15 protein-coding genes are annotated in these 16,962 nt (G+C 41.5%); 13 read left to right on the top strand and 2 right to left on the bottom strand.

All coding sequences use genetic code 11. From position 1 onward, the window contains the following. Window positions 1-2 precede the first annotated feature (2 nt). From VGE44_RS07230 to VGE44_RS07215, 4 genes are all read left to right on the top strand, one after another. Window positions 3-956 (top strand): FecR domain-containing protein, encoded by a 954-nt coding sequence (locus VGE44_RS07230; RefSeq protein ID WP_331077428.1) that lies wholly within the window; start codon window positions 3-5, stop codon window positions 954-956. A 9-nt stretch (window positions 957-965) separates the two neighbouring features. After that, on the top strand, window positions 966-2,705 hold the full coding sequence (locus VGE44_RS07225; protein ID WP_331077426.1) for an LA_2272 family surface repeat-containing protein: 1,740 nt from the start codon (window positions 966-968) through the stop codon (window positions 2,703-2,705). A gap of 52 nt (window positions 2,706-2,757) precedes the next feature. Beyond that, window positions 2,758-3,708, top strand: a complete 951-nt coding sequence (locus VGE44_RS07220; protein ID WP_331077424.1) for a YafY family protein — start codon at window positions 2,758-2,760, stop codon at window positions 3,706-3,708. A gap of 64 nt (window positions 3,709-3,772) precedes the next feature. Beyond that, window positions 3,773-4,267 carry a DinB family protein gene (locus VGE44_RS07215; RefSeq protein WP_331077422.1) on the top strand — a complete coding sequence of 165 codons (495 nt, stop codon included), beginning with the start codon at window positions 3,773-3,775 and terminating at the stop codon, window positions 4,265-4,267. Window positions 4,268-4,739: 472 nt separating this feature from the next. Here VGE44_RS07215 and VGE44_RS07210 read toward each other — a convergent pair whose 3' ends face one another. Next, window positions 4,740-5,324: an LEA type 2 family protein gene (locus VGE44_RS07210; RefSeq protein WP_331077420.1), complete on the bottom strand. Its 585-nt coding sequence runs from the start codon at window positions 5,322-5,324 to the stop codon at window positions 4,740-4,742. 64 nt (window positions 5,325-5,388) lie between these two features. After that, the gene (locus VGE44_RS07205) at window positions 5,389-6,717 is read right to left on the bottom strand and encodes a glycosyl hydrolase family 28 protein (RefSeq protein ID WP_331077418.1); all 1,329 of its coding nucleotides are present in this window, start codon (window positions 6,715-6,717) and stop codon (window positions 5,389-5,391) included. 252 nt (window positions 6,718-6,969) lie between these two features. On the opposite strand from VGE44_RS07205, the gene VGE44_RS07200 reads away from it, so the two are divergent. The 9 genes from VGE44_RS07200 to VGE44_RS07160 all read left to right on the top strand — a co-directional run bounded on the left by VGE44_RS07200 (window position 6,970) and on the right by VGE44_RS07160 (window position 16,567). Next, window positions 6,970-7,995: a glycerophosphodiester phosphodiesterase gene (locus VGE44_RS07200; RefSeq protein WP_331077416.1), complete on the top strand. Its 1,026-nt coding sequence runs from the start codon at window positions 6,970-6,972 to the stop codon at window positions 7,993-7,995. A gap of 134 nt (window positions 7,996-8,129) precedes the next feature. After that, entirely contained in the window at window positions 8,130-9,065 is a 936-nt protein-coding gene (locus VGE44_RS07195; protein WP_331077414.1) for a YihY/virulence factor BrkB family protein, read from the top strand. A gap of 265 nt (window positions 9,066-9,330) precedes the next feature. Continuing rightward, complete coding sequence (locus VGE44_RS07190; protein ID WP_331077412.1) at window positions 9,331-10,779, top strand: DUF1080 domain-containing protein; 1,449 nt, start codon at window positions 9,331-9,333, stop codon at window positions 10,777-10,779. Between the two features lie 7 nt (window positions 10,780-10,786). Then, on the top strand, window positions 10,787-12,715 hold the full coding sequence (locus VGE44_RS07185; RefSeq protein ID WP_331077410.1) for a c-type cytochrome: 1,929 nt from the start codon (window positions 10,787-10,789) through the stop codon (window positions 12,713-12,715). Between the two features lie 90 nt (window positions 12,716-12,805). Next, entirely contained in the window at window positions 12,806-13,150 is a 345-nt protein-coding gene (locus tag VGE44_RS07180; RefSeq protein ID WP_331077408.1) for a hypothetical protein, read from the top strand. A gap of 81 nt (window positions 13,151-13,231) precedes the next feature. Further along, window positions 13,232-13,687 carry a hypothetical protein gene (locus tag VGE44_RS07175; protein WP_331077406.1) on the top strand — a complete coding sequence of 152 codons (456 nt, stop codon included), beginning with the start codon at window positions 13,232-13,234 and terminating at the stop codon, window positions 13,685-13,687. An 18-nt stretch (window positions 13,688-13,705) separates the two neighbouring features. After that, window positions 13,706-14,557, top strand: coding sequence for a hypothetical protein (locus VGE44_RS07170; protein ID WP_331077403.1), 852 nt, complete (start codon window positions 13,706-13,708; stop codon window positions 14,555-14,557). A 1-nt stretch (window position 14,558) separates the two neighbouring features. Beyond that, on the top strand, window positions 14,559-15,236 hold the full coding sequence (locus VGE44_RS07165; protein ID WP_331077401.1) for a response regulator transcription factor: 678 nt from the start codon (window positions 14,559-14,561) through the stop codon (window positions 15,234-15,236). Continuing rightward, window positions 15,233-16,567: a HAMP domain-containing sensor histidine kinase gene (locus VGE44_RS07160; protein ID WP_331077399.1), complete on the top strand. Its 1,335-nt coding sequence runs from the start codon at window positions 15,233-15,235 to the stop codon at window positions 16,565-16,567. Before VGE44_RS07165 ends, VGE44_RS07160 begins: the two co-directional genes overlap by 4 nt. Window positions 16,568-16,962: the final 395 nt, after the last annotated feature.

The raw sequence follows: 16,962 nt of genomic DNA, 5'->3' as shown, positions 1-16,962 counted from the left end.
GGATGAGTGACGATCTGTTAATAAAATATCTGCTTAGAGAAACAAGTCCGGAAGAGGATATTGAGTTGAGCCGCTGGCTTGCTGAAGATCCAGAAAACCGGAATGAATTTGCACGGTTTGAACTGATCTGGAACGAAAGTAAAAAGCTCGGGCAGAAAAGTACGGTCGATCCGGAGGCGGCCTGGGTGAGATTTAAGGAACAAATCCCTGATGCCGGTCCGAAAGCTGTAATCAGGCCGATTTCCAACAGATTAGGCTGGCTCCGCATTGCTGCTGTATTATTTATTATTGCCGGGGCATGGTCTTTCTATCTGATTCTTGGCCAGAATGGATACGATACGATATCCTCTGGTCAAATGGTTCGTACAGAAGTTTTACCGGATGGATCTAAGGTTACCCTGAATAAGAATGCTGTACTTTCTTATAAAAAGGATTTTAAAGGAAATATGCGTAACGTGAAGCTGGAGCAGGGTGAGGTTTTCTTTGATGTAAGTCCGGATAAAGCCAAACCATTTATTATAGATGCAGATCAGGTGGGCATCCGTGTACTGGGCACATCATTCAATGTCAAAAAGAATAGCGACCTGACTGAGGTGATTGTTGAAAGTGGATTGGTCAGGGTTAGTTTGAAAGATCAGCAGATCGAATTAAAAAAAGGTGAAAAAGTGCTGATTAAAAGTACCGATGCAACATTGCATAAAGAACTCAGCACTGATCAGTTATATAATTATTACCGCACAAATATTTTTGTGGCTGATAATACACCGTTGTGGCGCATGGTTGAGATTCTGAATGAGGCATATGGGGCTAAAATCGAAATCACCGACCCTAAATTGAGGAATTTGACTCTTAATACTACATTTAAGGATGAATCACTCGATACCATCCTCCATATTATTTCGGAAACCCTTAGAATTAAGGTTCATAAAGAGGGTGAAAAGATTATTTTAAAATAGTGAAGGACGATGAAGCTGAAGAGTTTGTTAATCTTGCTTTTTGTATGCTCTGGCTTGTCTTTAAAGGCACAGCATTCTTCTGATATACCCAAATTATACCGTAGAATTTCTATAAATGCCGATAAACAAGCACTTGCAGAAGTTTTGAACGAAATAAGCAGGAAGGGAAATTTTATTTTTTCATACAGTGGTACTGTTTTTAATCCGGATAGCCTGGTAACATTGAATGCTAAAAATGAAACTGTTCGGGATATTCTTGACAGGATTTTTCTGAGCATGGCAGATTATCGGGAGAGTGGTAATTATGTAATTCTTCGTTCTACGATCAGGAGATTTTCAATAAATCCGGAGCTAATTAAAACAGATCAGCGGCATTACCTGATCAGTGGTTATGTAATTGATGAAAAAACAGGAAAAAAAGTTCCTGATGCCAGTGTTTATGAAAAGCGCCTTCTGGAATCTACCCTGAGTGATAAGGATGGATATTTCAGGATGCGGATCAGGGGCAGCCATCAATCGGTTATTCTAACCCTGAGTAAGGAGTCTTACCGCGACACCAGTATGATGTTTCTCTCCACCGTAACGATTAAACCTGAGGGATACACTTATGAGGACGAGGAATATATGTCCTACGCCTCAAATATTGTCGAGAAACTTGGAATCGGAAGATTCCTGGTCTCTGCAAAACAACAGATCCAGAGTTTGAATATTTCTGGCTTTCTGACCAGCAGTCCCTATCAGGCCTCTCTGCTTCCGGGTCTTAGTTCACATGGTATGTTCAGTTCTCAGGTTGTAAATAAAGCTTCGCTGAATCTGTTGGGTGGTTATACTGCCGGGGTTGACGGGGCAGAAGTGGCGGGGCTCTTTAATATCAGCAAAAATAATGTCCAATATGTTCAGCTTGCCGGACTTGCGAATCTGGTGGGAGGGTCAGTTCGGGGCTTTCAGGCAGGTGGCCTGGTTAATTCAGTTCTGGATAGTCTGGTTGGCTTTCAGGCTGCTGGCATAGTCAATGATGTACGAAGCGGTACAGAGGGCTGGCAGACCGCAGGAATATTCAATCATGTGAGGCGCGATTTAAACGGATTGCAGGTTGCAGGAATTGGAAATCTGGTTTCGGGTAATACACGAGGAGTTCAAACCGCAGGTATCGGAAATGTGGCCGCAAAAGAAATGAAAGGCATACAGATCGGAGGGATTTTCAACTATGCGAAAGAGATGAAGGGATTACAGATCGGTCTGGTTAATGTTGCAGATACTTCATCAGGTTTTAGCATTGGGCTGATCAATTGGGTGAATAAGGGATATCATAAATTGAGCTTATCATCCACAGATGTTTTTGGCACCCAGTTAGCGGTAAAGACCGGTACAGCTAAGTTTTATACAATGCTGATCATGTCAGGGAGTTACGGAGTTAACGATCGGGTTTACTCGGCCGGTTACGGTATAGGTCATGAATTTATTTTAAGCAAAAGGCTTTCAGCTTCTGCAGAACTGTCATCTCAGGGGCTTTATTTGGGCAATTGGGATTATCCCAACATCCTGAACAAGGGGCAGTTAAATATGCAATTTAAACTGGCCAAAGGCCTGAACTTATTTGCCGGGCCTTCCTATTCCTTATATTACTCCGACCCCGCGAGTATAAGCTCAGAAGGTTACCGGGAACGGGTCGCACCCAAATCAGCGAAGGTTTATTCAACCAAAACAAAGGGCTGGCTTGGCTGGTCAGCAGGCATTAACCTGTTCTAAAACGCTAATTAACCAATTAGCTCAGTATTTTTTATATTTACGACAATTCCCTATGAATCGAATCGATCGTATTTCTGCCATACTTATACAGCTTCAATCAAGAAGGGTGGTTAAGGCTCAGGATATTGCGGATCGTTTTCAGATAAGCTTAAGAACAGTTTACCGTGATATCCGGACATTGGAACAAGGGGGAATCCCGCTGATTGGTGAGGCCGGCATCGGTTACTCCCTTGTAGATGGATTTCGTCTGCCTCCGGTTATGTTTACACCCGAAGAGGCTATTGCCTTTCTTACTGCAGAAAAATTGGTTGCAAAACTGACCGATGGCCCCAACAGCAGGAACTACAGTTCTGCGATGTTTAAAATCAGGGCAGTACTAAATCTATCAGAGAAAGAATTGCTTGAAAGTATTGACGACCGGATTGAAGTTTTGAGAAGGCCCGGAGATGCTCCAATACAACCCGATTTGCATCTGCTTCAGCCAATTTTGAAAAGTGTGGATCAGGGAAAGGTAATACGTATCAAATATCATTCTAATTATAAACAGGAGAGTACCGAACGCCTGGTTGAGCCAATGGGAATTTTCTTTTCAGATAATTACTGGCATCTCATTGGCTGGTGCCGGATGCGGAATGATTACCGTGATTTCAGACTTGACCGGATAGTATCAATCAATGAAACTGATACCCTATTTGAAAAGTCGCACCCGGCTTTGAAAGAATACCTGCAGAGCAGAAAGGCTGAAGAGAACAAAAATCTGGAGCTTATTGTGATCAGCCTACCCCAGTCCAAAGCGTATTGGCTTGATAATCAGAAATATTACTATGGTTTTGTTTCCCAGAGGGTTTTTGATGATCAGCTGGAAATGACCTTCTTATGCTCTTCTACAGAAAATTTTGCCCGATGGTTTATGATGTTTGGCGGCTCTGCAACAATAATTGAATCAGAATCATTAAAGAATCATGTAAAACGGATGATCGGGGCTATCTCAAAAAGTTTATAATACTGCTGACATAGGGCTGTCATTTGGCTGGGTTTTATTTGTATTTAAATAAACAGATAAAATCATGAATTTGATCAAAAACTTCCTCAAAGAGCTCGAAAGTGAAGCTCAAATCACAAAGAAAATGCTTTCAAGGATACCGGATGATAAATTCGGCTGGAAGCCACATGTAAAGAGCATGGATATTAAAACCCTTGCAACCCATATTGCCGAACTTCCGGGTTGGGTAGGAATGACTTTAAATACCGATGGCCTTGATTTCGCAATCCATCCATATTCACCCCCTGATGTCAGTAAAACATCAGCATTGCTCGAACTCCTGGAAACTTCGCTTGAAGATGCCAGAACCAACCTGGCAAAGGCCGAAGATAAAGACCTGATACCCGATTGGACGCTTAGAACAGGGGATATGATTCATGTGGTGTCATCAAAGGAGGATATGATACGCATGACTTTAAGTCAGATTATTCACCATCGTGCACAATTAGGAGTATATCTCAGATTACTGAATATCCCAATTCCAGGAAGTTATGGCCCAAGTGCTGATGAGGCAAATTAGACTGAGATTAGTATGATAAGAGGTTCCCGCTTTCACAGGAGCCGATTTTATAGGATGACATGCGTTGTTGGGGGTTAGGAGATTCCCTTTGTTGATCCGCCCTAATAAAATGTATTGCCTGAGGTTCCCACTTTCGCGGGAATGACAAGCGTTGTTAGGGGGTTAGGAGATTCCAGCTTTCGCTGGAATCGAAATGCGGAATCCTATCATAAATTATGTTTCATTTTATTAATCTAATCCGATTCCAGCGAAAGCTGGAATCTCCCCATCTATCTCACCCGATTTGTCATTCCAGCGAAAGCTGGAACCTCCCGATCTTATAATGACTTTGGGCCTCAAACGCAAAATGGTTACAACTGCAATCGGGTTTAAAAACTTAAGACACTACCATAAAACCCAACTTAAGCCCAATTATATCTAAGAGTGCATAGGCTGTTCCTTATTAAGGAACGGCCTTTATGCTTTAACCTGATTATTTAAACATACTACTGCTCAATTCCTTATCTATCGTGATATAACCAGGATATTTGATCAGTTTATTTCCAACCCTGATACTGGGACGGATTTTAATGCTGATCAGACTTTTCTGCACATTTTCTGTTCCCCGCAGGTAGGAAAAGATCTCTTCCCTTGTGCTTTTGTCGGATAAAATGGAGTAAATATTAGCCCTGACCATGATCGGCACAACGGTGGTTTCCGCAGGATTGATATCAATCCGCCGGTCTGTGGTGCCATTGACCAATTCCTGACCCTTAAATGAAATGATATAATCAAACTGATTGATCTCAATTGGCTTTGATCCCGGGTTTTCTATTCCCAGATTTATTTTTGCTCTTAAAGGGATATCTTTTCTCAAAAGTCCGATGGCGAGTTCTGGGACACTGCCCAGATCGAAGGTGCCGCTTTGGATCTGTCGGGTAATGTTCCTGCCAGCTACATAAACACTATCGGCAGATTTTATATCGTAGCGGCATTGTTCCAGCAGATTGATCTTCCGGGATACCCCGCAGCCTGCAGCAATCAAGGCAATAAAACTAATGAGCAGAATTTTTTTCATACCTTCTTAACGCAGATATAATGCCAAATAATACCATTCAATGATATTTATTATTAATTCCGAATCAATTTTTCGGAGTATTAGGGACCTTTATTAAGTTGACCTCTGTGATGTTACTGGTAGTTTTTTTGTCTACGTTATATGTTATCGCATCCGGGGCAGTACCGGTATAAATGCCATTAATAAATTGACAATCAGCTACCTGCGATTCAACCAGTATTAATGATTTCCCATCACCGAAAAGATTGCTCGCATAAATATTATTTATTTTACCTCTGACCGAATTATCACCATAACCTCGACCACCTACCAGTACAGTATAAGGGCTTCCGCCATAAGGAGGCGGGGTATCAGGTCTTGCTTTCGTAATCACCCCATTAATATAAACATGATGAATACTGGCATTGTCGCTTGCCCTGATTGCAACCCCTGTATAATTCGTTTGACAATTCGTAATAAACACCTGCTCGGTATCATCTTCAGGACCACTCCATTTGGTGGATGTGACCTGATAAGAATTGATGTCACCATTACTATGATAGTAAGGGGCAGCGTCAAGACTTGAAAGGGCAATTAAGTCATCTCCATTTATGCCCGTAATATTGTCTATTCTGAAATATTTACAGCCATGGCGCAGATTAATACCATCCTTATTATAAGTTTTTACATCAGCACCATTTACCTGAATATATTCCGGATTCATAAACCGCAATGCCGACAATTCAACGTTTATGGTCCGTTCAAAACTAATGGCCCAGGCGTGAGAGTTCTTAATAGTTATGTTCTTGAATTTAAACCCATCCACTTTTGCAATCTGGATCATGTTATTACGCCAGTCGCCTTTTTGCTTCATACCCTCCTTGCCGGCATCACTTCCATAGCTCACCCTGCCTTTCTCGTTTATTAATGTAAGGGTTCGGTAAGCATCTCCTGTTGATCGCGGATTATCTGCGCCTCTTAATTGTACCTCACCCATTCCTACAATACTGATATTATAATTCCAGCCCGGATTGGTAATTCCAACACCAACATTATCGCTTCTGAACATATTGTCCCGGCAGATGTCCGATAATTGAATAATACAATTGTCAAGTATCAGGCTGAGATTACTTGGTAATAAAATCGCCCGGTCAATCTTCCAGATATTGCCTCCCCTGGCATTATGCATTGGAATAACAACTTTATTGCTATTGCCTTTTGCAGCATTTATAGCTTTTTGAATGCGTTCTGTATCAGTCCCTTTAAAATCATTAGGCGTTATTACCCCTCCCGCTTTATTCTGTTCAGGTTCTGTGAATTTTGTCCTTGTATTTCCTGCACTCTCCTGAATTTGCAGAATACAGCATTGAATTATTATGAAAAATAAAATAGATCTTAGTTTTATTCGAAACATGCTGATATTTTTAGGATAGATATTGAATAAAGTAAACTTATCAATTTATTTTTATTCCGTTAAAATCTCTTCAAAAGCCTTATCAGTCAAATTCATATTATTAGTTTAACAAATACTTTTTGTTAATTCCGTAGTTTTGATTTGCTGTTATTAAATCTGGCAATATTATTATAATAAAGAAAATGAATTAACTATAACGAGAATATTTTACTCATTACTCATTACTCATTACTCATTACTCATTACTCACCCATGATCAAAAACCTCTGCCTTTCAATTTTACTAATGACTGCCATGTACAGCATATTATCAGCTCAGGATAAGTCTTCTGTCTATTTAAGTAATCATACATTTTCAAAGGAAAATAACGTGATCGGTACGGTCAGTTTGCATGGGTCTGAGGCTAAATTCAAACTTAAAGGCGATAATGCGAAAAGATTTGCACTAAAGGGTAAGCAGCTGTCTATCCGTAAAAAATACATTGAAGCGGATACAAAATGGTATGATCTGAGCATTGAAGCACAAACAGAATCAGGTGTGTTTGAGGAAACCTTCAGATTAGTGAAAGATGATTTTCATAAAAACAGTGTGATTGCGCACCGCGGAGCCTGGAAAAATACAGGGGCATCCGAAAACTCAATCTCCGCATTGCAGCATGCAGTTCGCCTGGGTTGTCAGGGATCAGAGTTTGATGTGCATATGACATTAGATTCGGGTCTGATTGTTAATCATGATCCCGCTTTTAAAGGAAAAACTATTCATAATACGAGCTTTGCTGAATTGAAGCAGCTAAAACTTTCAAATGGAGAAAATATGCCCGGCTTGGAAGAATACCTTGCAGAAGGTATGAAGCAAAATTCAACCAAACTCATACTCGAATTAAAGCCTACAATAAATAAAGAACGTGCCATTCAAAGTGCCCGTAAGGTTTATGAAATGGTAAAAAACAGGAAGGCCCAGGCATGGATCGATTATATCAGTTTTGATTATAATATCTGCATGGAACTAATGCGTCTGGATCCGCATGCCCGAGTGGCCTACCTGAATGGAGATAAATCACCGGATTTGCTTGCTGCTGATAAATTATGGGGTCTGGATTATAATCAAAATGTGTTTCAGAAAAATCCTGAATGGATAGAACAGGCTAAGGCTAAAGGATTAACGATCAACGCATGGACAGTAAATGACCCAAAACTGCTGCAATGGTTCCTTGATCAGAAAATTGATTTTATCACGACCAATGAGCCTGAGTTGCTTTTAAAAATGATTGGGAAGTAGTATTGAGACTTACGAATTTACCTATGCACCATGCAAGATAAATTCGTCAGTCTCACTCAATAAATAGAATAGTGTATCCGAAACGAATTTAAGATCCTTAGGTGATTTCGTCAGTCTTTTCCTACATTTAGGGCTTGGCAAAGAAAATTCAAAAAGACCATAGTTTTACTGAAAAGGTAGCTGCACTATTATCGCAGATGAAAAGCTCAATCAGCCTTTTCAGGCTGAATGATCCGCTTCGGATGGCCGCGGCAACAGCCTTCTTCACTACTTTTGCTCTGCCGCCCATACTCATCATTTTTACACAATTTTTCAGGTTCTGGGTCGATCCGGGGGTTCTGAGTTCAGAGCTGATCAGCAGGCTGGGGCATATTCTGGGCAGAGGCAGCGCGCGACAGGTGGAGGGAGTTTTGGAGGCGGTTAGCGGTTTGAATCAAAGTTGGTATGTCACGGTGTTTGGCTTTATATTTTTGATGTTTGTTGCCACTACACTTTTTGATGTGATCAAGAATTCTCTGGAGCAGATCTGGGATATCCGTAAACGGCCTAAGTCAGGCATTCTTTTCAATATCCGTTATCGTATGCGTTCGCTTATTATAATTTTTCTTGCCGGATTTTTGTTTTTGGCCGCATTGTTTTTAGAAGGATCACAGGTGATTTTGGGAAATTATCTTGGCGGAATCCTCGGTGGCGGCAAACGATTTTTTTACTACCTGATCAATGACCTGATCTTTGTGATAGTTGTAAGTATTTGGTTTACAGTATTATTCAGATTTCTTACAATCGGAAGACCAAGATGGAATATTGCCTTCGGTGGAGCACTTTTTACCGCAATCCTCTTTAATCTTGGTAAATGGATTCTGGGTTATCTGCTAGTCCAAAGTAATATCGGGATTATCTATGGCGCCTCCGGTTCAATGGTTCTTATCCTCCTCTTTGTATTTTACTCCTCTATTATCTTATACTATGGAGCATGCTTTGTCAAGATATTGAGTGATGCTCAGGGAAAACCAATCCGTACGGTAAAAGAAGCTTTTTCTGTCGAACTGCTTGAGGTAAAGGATAAGTAATTATCAGTTACCAGTTGTCTGTTATCAGTTGCCTGTTATCAGTTGCCTGTTGTCAGTTACCCACCCCATACCTATCGGATCCCTATTCCCTATTCCCTATTTCCCATTCCCTATTTCCCATTCCCTATTTCCCATTCCCCATTTCCCATTCCCCACCCTATACCTATCGGGTCCCTATTCCCCACGATATTTCAAAAAAAATCAGGCCCTATAATCCCAATTTGATATTTCATTATTATCTTTCGCGGTTAAATAGAATTATAAAATGATTTTCACATTCAAATATTCATCAGCATTGTTTAAAACTCTGGGAATAATCCTCTGTATTGGTTTTTCAAAAATGCTTTACGGACAGTCAATAATTCAGCCTGGTCTGAATGATTTGACATTCTTTAAAAAATCTTCCAAAACCTGGCAGATTGTTGGTTCTGTTCAGGCGGATCTGAATAAAGTAAATACACTTAATTTTACGAATGGATCAGGAGTTCTGCTTAATCTTCCGGATCATCAGCAAAAAGGAGAAGATTTATACAGTCTTGCAGATTACGGAGATATTGACCTGGAACTTGAGTACCTGATGGCTCCGGAATCAAATTCCGGCATTTACCTTCAGGGAAGGTATGAGATTCAACTGATCGATACCTGGGGTGCTACTGCAATCAGATCAGGCAGTAATGGAGGGATCTATGAGCGCTGGGATGAATCAAAACCCAACGGACAAAAGGGTTACATGGGTTATGCACCAAGGCAAAATGCCAGTCGCGCGCCAGGCCTTTGGCAGAAGCTTAAGATTTCTTTTCAGGCACCACGCTTTGATACAAATGGAAAAAAGACAGCTAATGCAGTGATGCTGAAGGTTGAACTGAATGGAGTGCTCATTCATGATCATGTTGAATTATCCGGACCAACACGCGGAGCAATTGGAGATGGAGAGGTAGCATCCGGCCCTTTACGCATCCAGGGTGATCATGGTGCAGTTGCATTTCGCAATATTAAGATCATGAAGTATGATAATGGCAGACCAGCTGAGGCAGTTCAGGCAAATGCAAATTCTGTAGATCCTATTCATATTGAGGCTTCAGAGAATTATATTTTAAGAAGTTTTATGGACCTGCCGGGATCTCCGAGAGTGGTTCATGCAGTATCTGTAGGCAGCCCGGAGAAAGTTCATTATACCTACGATATGGATAATGCGGCGATCATTCAGGTGTGGAGAGGCGGATTTCTGAATGCCACACCAATGTGGCATGATCGTGGCGACGGATCTTCAAGGCCATTGGGAATGGTACAGCGCTTTGGTAAGCCAGCACAATTACTGTCAAAACTTGCAAACGGACAGTCGGCATGGATCAGCGATACCATTGGAACAGGATATCGTCCCAAAGGCTATGTTCTTGATGCGGAAGGCAGACCAACGTTCAGGTACATTACTTATGGCATTACCGTTAATGACGCAGTTAAATTACTCGAAAAGGGGCAGGGAATAAGCAGACAGATCAGTCTTTCACATAATCCGGTCGGTATTTATTTCCGCCTGGCTGAGGCAGCCGATATTACCGAAGTATCCCAGGGTCTTTATCTGATAGATGATCAATCCTATTTCCTGCGTTTGGATGAAACCGGCGGTTCAAAAGCCATTATCCGCGATCAAAATGGCCGTAAAGAATTAATTATCGCTGCAGTTAAAAGTTTAAGCTATTCAATTTTATTCTGATCCCAACATGAGAAATCTAAAATATATATATCATTCAATTCTCTTCATTTCTATGCTTGGCTGCAGTATTTCAGTTCATGCACAGGAAACTCCTAAGGAGGAAGATTTCTTTAAAATTATGAAGGTTGCTACCCCTGAAGGGATTATCCTGGAGGTTGGCGGACTCGTTAGCCTGCCAAATGGGGATCTGGGAATTTCAACCCGTCGCGGGGATATTTTTATTGTTGAGAATCCAACAAGCAGCAGACCTTACTTCAGAAAATTTGCTTCTGGTATGCATGAGGTCCTGGGCTTGGCTTATAAGGATGGCGCATTATATTGTGCCCAAAGGGGTGAACTAACTAAACTGCTTGATACCAATCTGGATGGCAAGGCTGATGTGTATGAAACCGTGTATTCCTGGCCTCTATCCGGTCATTACCATGAATACAGTTTCGGACCGAAAACCGCTCCGGATGGTTCATTTTTTGTCACAGGCAACGTAGCATTCGGTAGCGAGGAATGGTGGAGGGGTGAAAGCCGCGTTCCATGGAGAGGATGGGCAATGCGAATTACTGAAGATGGTAAGATGCAGCCATGGGCTACAGGAATGCGTTCACCTGCTGGACTCGGATTTTTGAACAATGAACTGTTCTATACTGATAATCAGGGTGATTGGATGGGATCGGGTGCTTTATGGAAAATGGAGAAAGGTGATTTTATGGGACACCCGGCAGGTTTAGCCTGGACAGGCAGACCTGAATCTCCTGTTAAATTAACAGAAGCATACTTCAATTCGAAAATTGATCCCCGTAAAACAAAGAATGACAAAGGTCGCTATATAAAGCCCGAAAATATTGTCAACGAGAATTTTAAGACTCTTTTCGAGATGAAAAAAGAGTTTCCTGAACTGCGTTTACCTGCTGTCTGGCTTCCTTACGGGATTCTGGGAATTTCAACTTCTGAGCCAATCACTATTCCTAAGGGGCATTTCGGGCCTTTTGAAGGTCAGATCCTTGTAGGTGACCAGGGCATGAGCATGCTCTCGAGAGTGTTTATGGAAAAGGTTAACGGAGAATACCAGGGCGCATCCTTTGTATTTAAAACCGGTTTCAGATCCGGGGTAATGCGTATGTCATGGGCAAGGGATGGTTCTTTATTTATAGGTGAAACAAACCGGGGCTGGGGCTCTGCCGGAGAAGCAAATGAAGGCCTGGAAAGACTGGTATGGAGCAATAAAATGCCCTTTGAAATGAAAGCTGTCAGGGCTATGCCTGATGGATTTGAGATTGAATTTACCCAGCCGGTTGATCCTGTTTCAGCCAAAGATATTGCTTCCTATTCTGTTGAAAGCTATATCTATAAATATCAGCCGGTTTATGGAAGTCCGCCGGTAAATACTCAAAAATTGAATATTAAAGGTGTTAAACTTTCTGCCGACGGATTGAAAGCAAGAATTGTGGTTGATAATCTTCGCAGGTATTATATCCACACAATCAAGCTGGATGGAGTGCGTGAGAAAGATAATTATTATTCACTTGTACACCCTACCGCGTATTATACTCTGAATAACATTCCTGAAGGCTCTAAATTGTCAATTTCAGAACTAAGCACAAAAAATTCTGCTTTAATCCCGGCAAAGGCTCAGCAAAGCACTGCCGTACCTCAAAAATCGACAAACTCTGCACAGGCAGAAAAAGTACCTGAATTCAACGATGTTAAGGCAATGATGGCATCCTATACCTGTTTGTCCTGCCATAATCCTGATAGAAAACTGGTCGGGCCTTCATTCAGGGATATTGCAAAACGAAAATACAGTCCCGAAAAGATACTTCAGCTAATCCATAATCCTCAGCCTGAAAACTGGCCGGAGTACCCTACTCCGATGCCTCCGATGCCCCAGGTTAAGAAAGAGGATGGTTTAAAAATAGCAGCCTACATCAACTCACTGAGATAGAATTTAAAATAATCGGGAAAATTCATCTTGTCTTCATCTTGTCTTCCAATCTTTAAGTATTATTTACAATCATGCTTAAAATTGGAAGACATGAAAACTTATATTTTATTTTTTATCGTATTTATATTATCCTTCTCTGCGTATTCACAAACAGGTGGGGGTATGCATAGAGGTGGTGGAAGAGGAACTGGAACTCAAACCATGGGTGAGGGTCAAAGAACTGGTCAAAGGCCTGCAGAAGGAGTAAAAGGTAAAGAGCGCAGGCAGGGAGGTGATTGTAATACAGGAGGCAGAGGCACCGGAATTGAAGCCGGTGGTACAACCGGGGTTAGAACAAGAACAGGTATTGGAACAAGAACTGGTGCAGGAACGAAAATCAGCCAGCCAAATATCCGAACAAATGTCCGTGTGAATAGCGGCGTTCGGAGCTTTTAAGGCTTCCATCATATATATTGCCTTTATTTTGAATGATTGTTTGCCTCTTTTTGAGGCAAACTTTCGTTATTTTTACGCGAAATGAAATTATTAACGGTTTATCTTACAATTTTCCTCTTTGCCATTTTTGGCATTCTTCCGGCTGTGCTGCACGCCAGGGGGAAGGAATTTGATGGTAAACCAGTCAGAATATTATCGGTAGAAGCCATTTCTGTCATTTTCCAGGATTCTATTCCAATAAGAAAGGGAACCGAAAAAAAGGAACAGGATCGTCCGGCTGCAGATACCAGGCAAAGTGGAAACAGACCTGGTGATAATAGACCAGGCGATAACAGACCCGGTGAAAACAGACCGGAAGATATAAGGCGAATAGAGGAAATAAAAGCCGAAAACCAACGTATTCGTCAGAAATCAGGGATTAAGCAAGTTCCCCGATCAATACCAAAGTTAAAGCCTAAGGCAGTTACCGACCGTATACCAATAAGAAGACCACCGATGAGGATACCGAAGAAAGGATTTGGAGGTATTCATTATTAGAGGTTCTATTTATTTGATATGAAGAGTTGGATCATTTTATTGATAGCTTCATTATTTTCGGTGGGAAATACCTATGCCCAGCGTGATTCTACGCAAGAAGATGCAAAACGGACTACCCTTACCCTTGCCGGTATTTATGGTAATAATGCCAATTATTACGGACAAACGGCAGAGCAAAAATTGCCTTATGTTCTCACAAATGCATCTTTACGCTTAAAGAGTGGTTTTTATTTTTCAGCAGGATCGTATAAATTAATCAATGCAGGTGGTCCGGCGATATCTGAACTTGATCTTTCAGCCGGATTTGAAGCCAATATCTCAAAAAATTTCAACGCCGCATTTGGATACAGCCGCTCAATTTTTGCAAAGAACTCACCGCTTTTGGGTGCTGCAAATGAAAATACACTCAGCGCTTCATTAGCTTACGACCTGAACATTTTTAAGACCGGTTTGAATACCTATTATGCTTTTGGAACCCAGCGTGATTTATTCATGTCATTCAGTGCCTCAAAAGCATTAAATCTCGGAAGTTTATTCAGTCAAAATGATTTTATCTCCTTTGAGCCCGGTTTGGAGGTTGTAGGAGGCACACTGCATTACCTTGAGGAATATATTGTGAGGCGCGACAGACCCCTCAATCCGATGCCCATCGATCCCTATCCAACAAGCCGGGAGCTAAGCTATAGAATTACACGGGATGCGAGCAGTTTCGATATGATCTCATACAATATGAATTTTTTGCTGGGATATAACCGGAGTAATTATTTGATTGAGACCGGCTGGCAGATTTCAGCTTTAGGCAAGAATGTTTCGGAGTCGAAACAAAAAGCACGTTCATTTTTTAATTTAAGTCTCTACTACCAGTTCTGATTTGAAAGTACTCCTGATCGAAGACGAAAAGACGCTGGCTTATGAAGTTGAAGCGTTTCTTAAAAAGGCATTTTATATCTGTGACCTTGCACATACTGCGCGCAAGGGACTGGAGATGCTTGGGGTAAATCCCTATGACTTTGTTTTGCTGGATCTTGGACTGCCTGATCTTGATGGGTTAAAGGTATTACAGGAAGCAAAAAAGTTAAATCCTGATGCGGCATACATTATTCTTACTGCCAGGGGAAATATCGAAGATCGCATTGTCGGACTGGATCTCGGTGCTGATGATTATCTGCCCAAACCCTTTTCCCTGCTCGAACTTCAATCCCGAATGCAGGCTATATCCCGGAGAAAGTTTAATGTCAATACCCATGAACTTGATCTTGGCGAATTTAAAATCGATCTTCAAAAGCGGGTAGTCAGCCATTCTGGAAAAGAGATTGAACTGACCCGAAAGGAATTCGACCTGCTCAGTTATCTTCTCCTGCATAAAAACAGGGTCCTTACAAGGATGCAGCTGAGTGAACATATCTGGGGCACCTTTGCAGATGATGATTATGATTCAAACTATATTGATGTCCATATCAAAAATATCCGCAAAAAACTGAGTGCTTTTGCACCGGTTGAATGGCTCGAAACAGTCAGGGGTGTAGGTTATAAAATCAGGAAGCAGTGAAATTAATCAGCAAGCTCACACTATTTATTACGCTGTCAAAGCTTGCTATCGTATTGCTTTTTGTACTAACGCTTCCTTATCTGATTGAAGGAATTGCCAGGACCTATACTGATTATTACCTCAGGCAGCAACAAGAAAAAGTGCTTGAAGTGGTAGCCAGAAATGGGGTTGAATCGTACCTTCAGGGCGAAGAAAGCTATGGTGGCTATACTATTCTGAAAGAAGAATATATCTCCCTAGAACCTGTAGCCAAAGGTTTTAAAATTGATACAATTTATACTGATGAACGGATCATTGAGCAGGATACCCTGAATTACAGGGTCTTGACCCATTCTTTTCCTGCCGACAGCGGCACATATCTGATGGAAGTTGGCAAAACCATTGATACGATCGATCAGTATAACCGGCCCCTTCAACGGATTGCAACCTATGTGCTTCTCGCATTGATTCTGATAACTCTGGTTGTAGATTTGTTTTATACCCGCTACCTTCTTCGCCCTCTGGGTGAAATCATCAATACTAAAATCAGGAACAGGAAATTCCCATTTAACGAGAATTCAATACCAGTTAAAACCACTACAACTGATTTTCAATACCTGGATACTTCCCTGATCAGCCTGATGCAGCAGATTCATGAAGCTTTTGAAAAGGAAAGGGAATTTACGGCGAATGCATCGCATGAGTTAATGACTCCGATAGGCATACTTCAGAATAAAATTGAAAATCTGATGGTAGAGCCGGAAGTAACAGAACTGGTGCAGTTACGCCTGATCGGAATGCAAAGAACCCTGAACCGGCTCAAACGCATTGTACATTCACTGCTCCTGATTTCGAGAATTGAAAATGAACAGTTCAGCAAAAAGGAATCGGTCACGGTGGGCGAATTGTTTGCGGATGTATTGGATGAGATCAATCACAGACTTAGTGAAAAGGAGATCAGTCTGGAGACAAAGCTTTCAGAACATCTTCTGCTCGTTAATATTAACCGCGACCTGCTGTTTCAATTGGTTTATAATCTGGTTAATAATGCAATCAGGTACAATAAGACCAATGGCAGCATCCGTATCTGGGATCAGCTAAATTCAGATGGTTCTTATGGAATCCATATCACTGATACCGGTATTGGTATTTCTGAGGATGAACTTGGGACCATTTTCAACCGTTTTAAGAAGGCAAATCAGTCGGAAGAATCCGCCGGTTATGGCCTCGGACTATCGATTGTAAAAAGTATTGCTGATTATCATCAGATCAAAATCGGAATCATTTCTGAGCTTTCTAAGGGAACGACGTTTACGATTGCGTTTCCGGAGGAGTTGGTGGGGAAGGAATAGAGACCCGATAGCTATCGGGTGGGAACAGAGTCTGTAGCTTTTATTTCATTTGGTTGAGGTGTCATCCCTGCCTGCGGCAGGCAGGCTGATCCGCCCCGGGCGGAGAAGGAACTTGGCTTAAGACCTGAAAATATATCATTAAGGTAACATCTACAAAAGGAGGTCGCGGCGATTGATGTGATGACGATTAGTGTTTAAAGAGGAGGTCGTGGCTTTCGCCCAATGTCATTAAGTTAAGAAGAAAATGAGGTCGCGGCCTCCGCCACGATGACAATTCAATATTTAATAGTAGGGGAGATCCTGACTTTCGTCAGGATCGGAGTGAGTACCTAAAAAAGGCCTTTTCAATGTGTAAATTGCAGCTATTGATAAGACTCCAATTCCGGCCTTGAGCC

Source organism: Daejeonella sp. (assembly GCF_036405355.1).
Lineage (GTDB): Bacteria > Bacteroidota > Bacteroidia > Sphingobacteriales > Sphingobacteriaceae > Daejeonella.
This window is presented reverse-complemented; position numbering and strand designations above follow the sequence as displayed.

Bases quoted from the DNA above. Each gene is read 5' to 3' on its own strand.
- VGE44_RS07230 (WP_331077428.1), top strand. From the start codon at position 3: ATGAGTGACGATCTGTTAATAAAATATCTGCTTAGAGAAACAAGTCCG.
- VGE44_RS07225 (WP_331077426.1), top strand. From the start codon at position 966: ATGAAGCTGAAGAGTTTGTTAATCTTGCTTTTTGTATGCTCTGGCTTG.
- VGE44_RS07220 (WP_331077424.1), top strand. From the start codon at position 2,758: ATGAATCGAATCGATCGTATTTCTGCCATACTTATACAGCTTCAATCA.
- VGE44_RS07215 (WP_331077422.1), top strand. From the start codon at position 3,773: ATGAATTTGATCAAAAACTTCCTCAAAGAGCTCGAAAGTGAAGCTCAA.
- VGE44_RS07210 (WP_331077420.1), bottom strand. From the start codon at position 5,324: ATGAAAAAAATTCTGCTCATTAGTTTTATTGCCTTGATTGCTGCAGGC.
- VGE44_RS07205 (WP_331077418.1), bottom strand. From the start codon at position 6,717: ATGTTTCGAATAAAACTAAGATCTATTTTATTTTTCATAATAATTCAA.
- VGE44_RS07200 (WP_331077416.1), top strand. From the start codon at position 6,970: ATGATCAAAAACCTCTGCCTTTCAATTTTACTAATGACTGCCATGTAC.
- VGE44_RS07190 (WP_331077412.1), top strand. From the start codon at position 9,331: ATGATTTTCACATTCAAATATTCATCAGCATTGTTTAAAACTCTGGGA.
- VGE44_RS07185 (WP_331077410.1), top strand. From the start codon at position 10,787: ATGAGAAATCTAAAATATATATATCATTCAATTCTCTTCATTTCTATG.
- VGE44_RS07180 (WP_331077408.1), top strand. From the start codon at position 12,806: ATGAAAACTTATATTTTATTTTTTATCGTATTTATATTATCCTTCTCT.
- VGE44_RS07175 (WP_331077406.1), top strand. From the start codon at position 13,232: ATGAAATTATTAACGGTTTATCTTACAATTTTCCTCTTTGCCATTTTT.
- VGE44_RS07170 (WP_331077403.1), top strand. From the start codon at position 13,706: ATGAAGAGTTGGATCATTTTATTGATAGCTTCATTATTTTCGGTGGGA.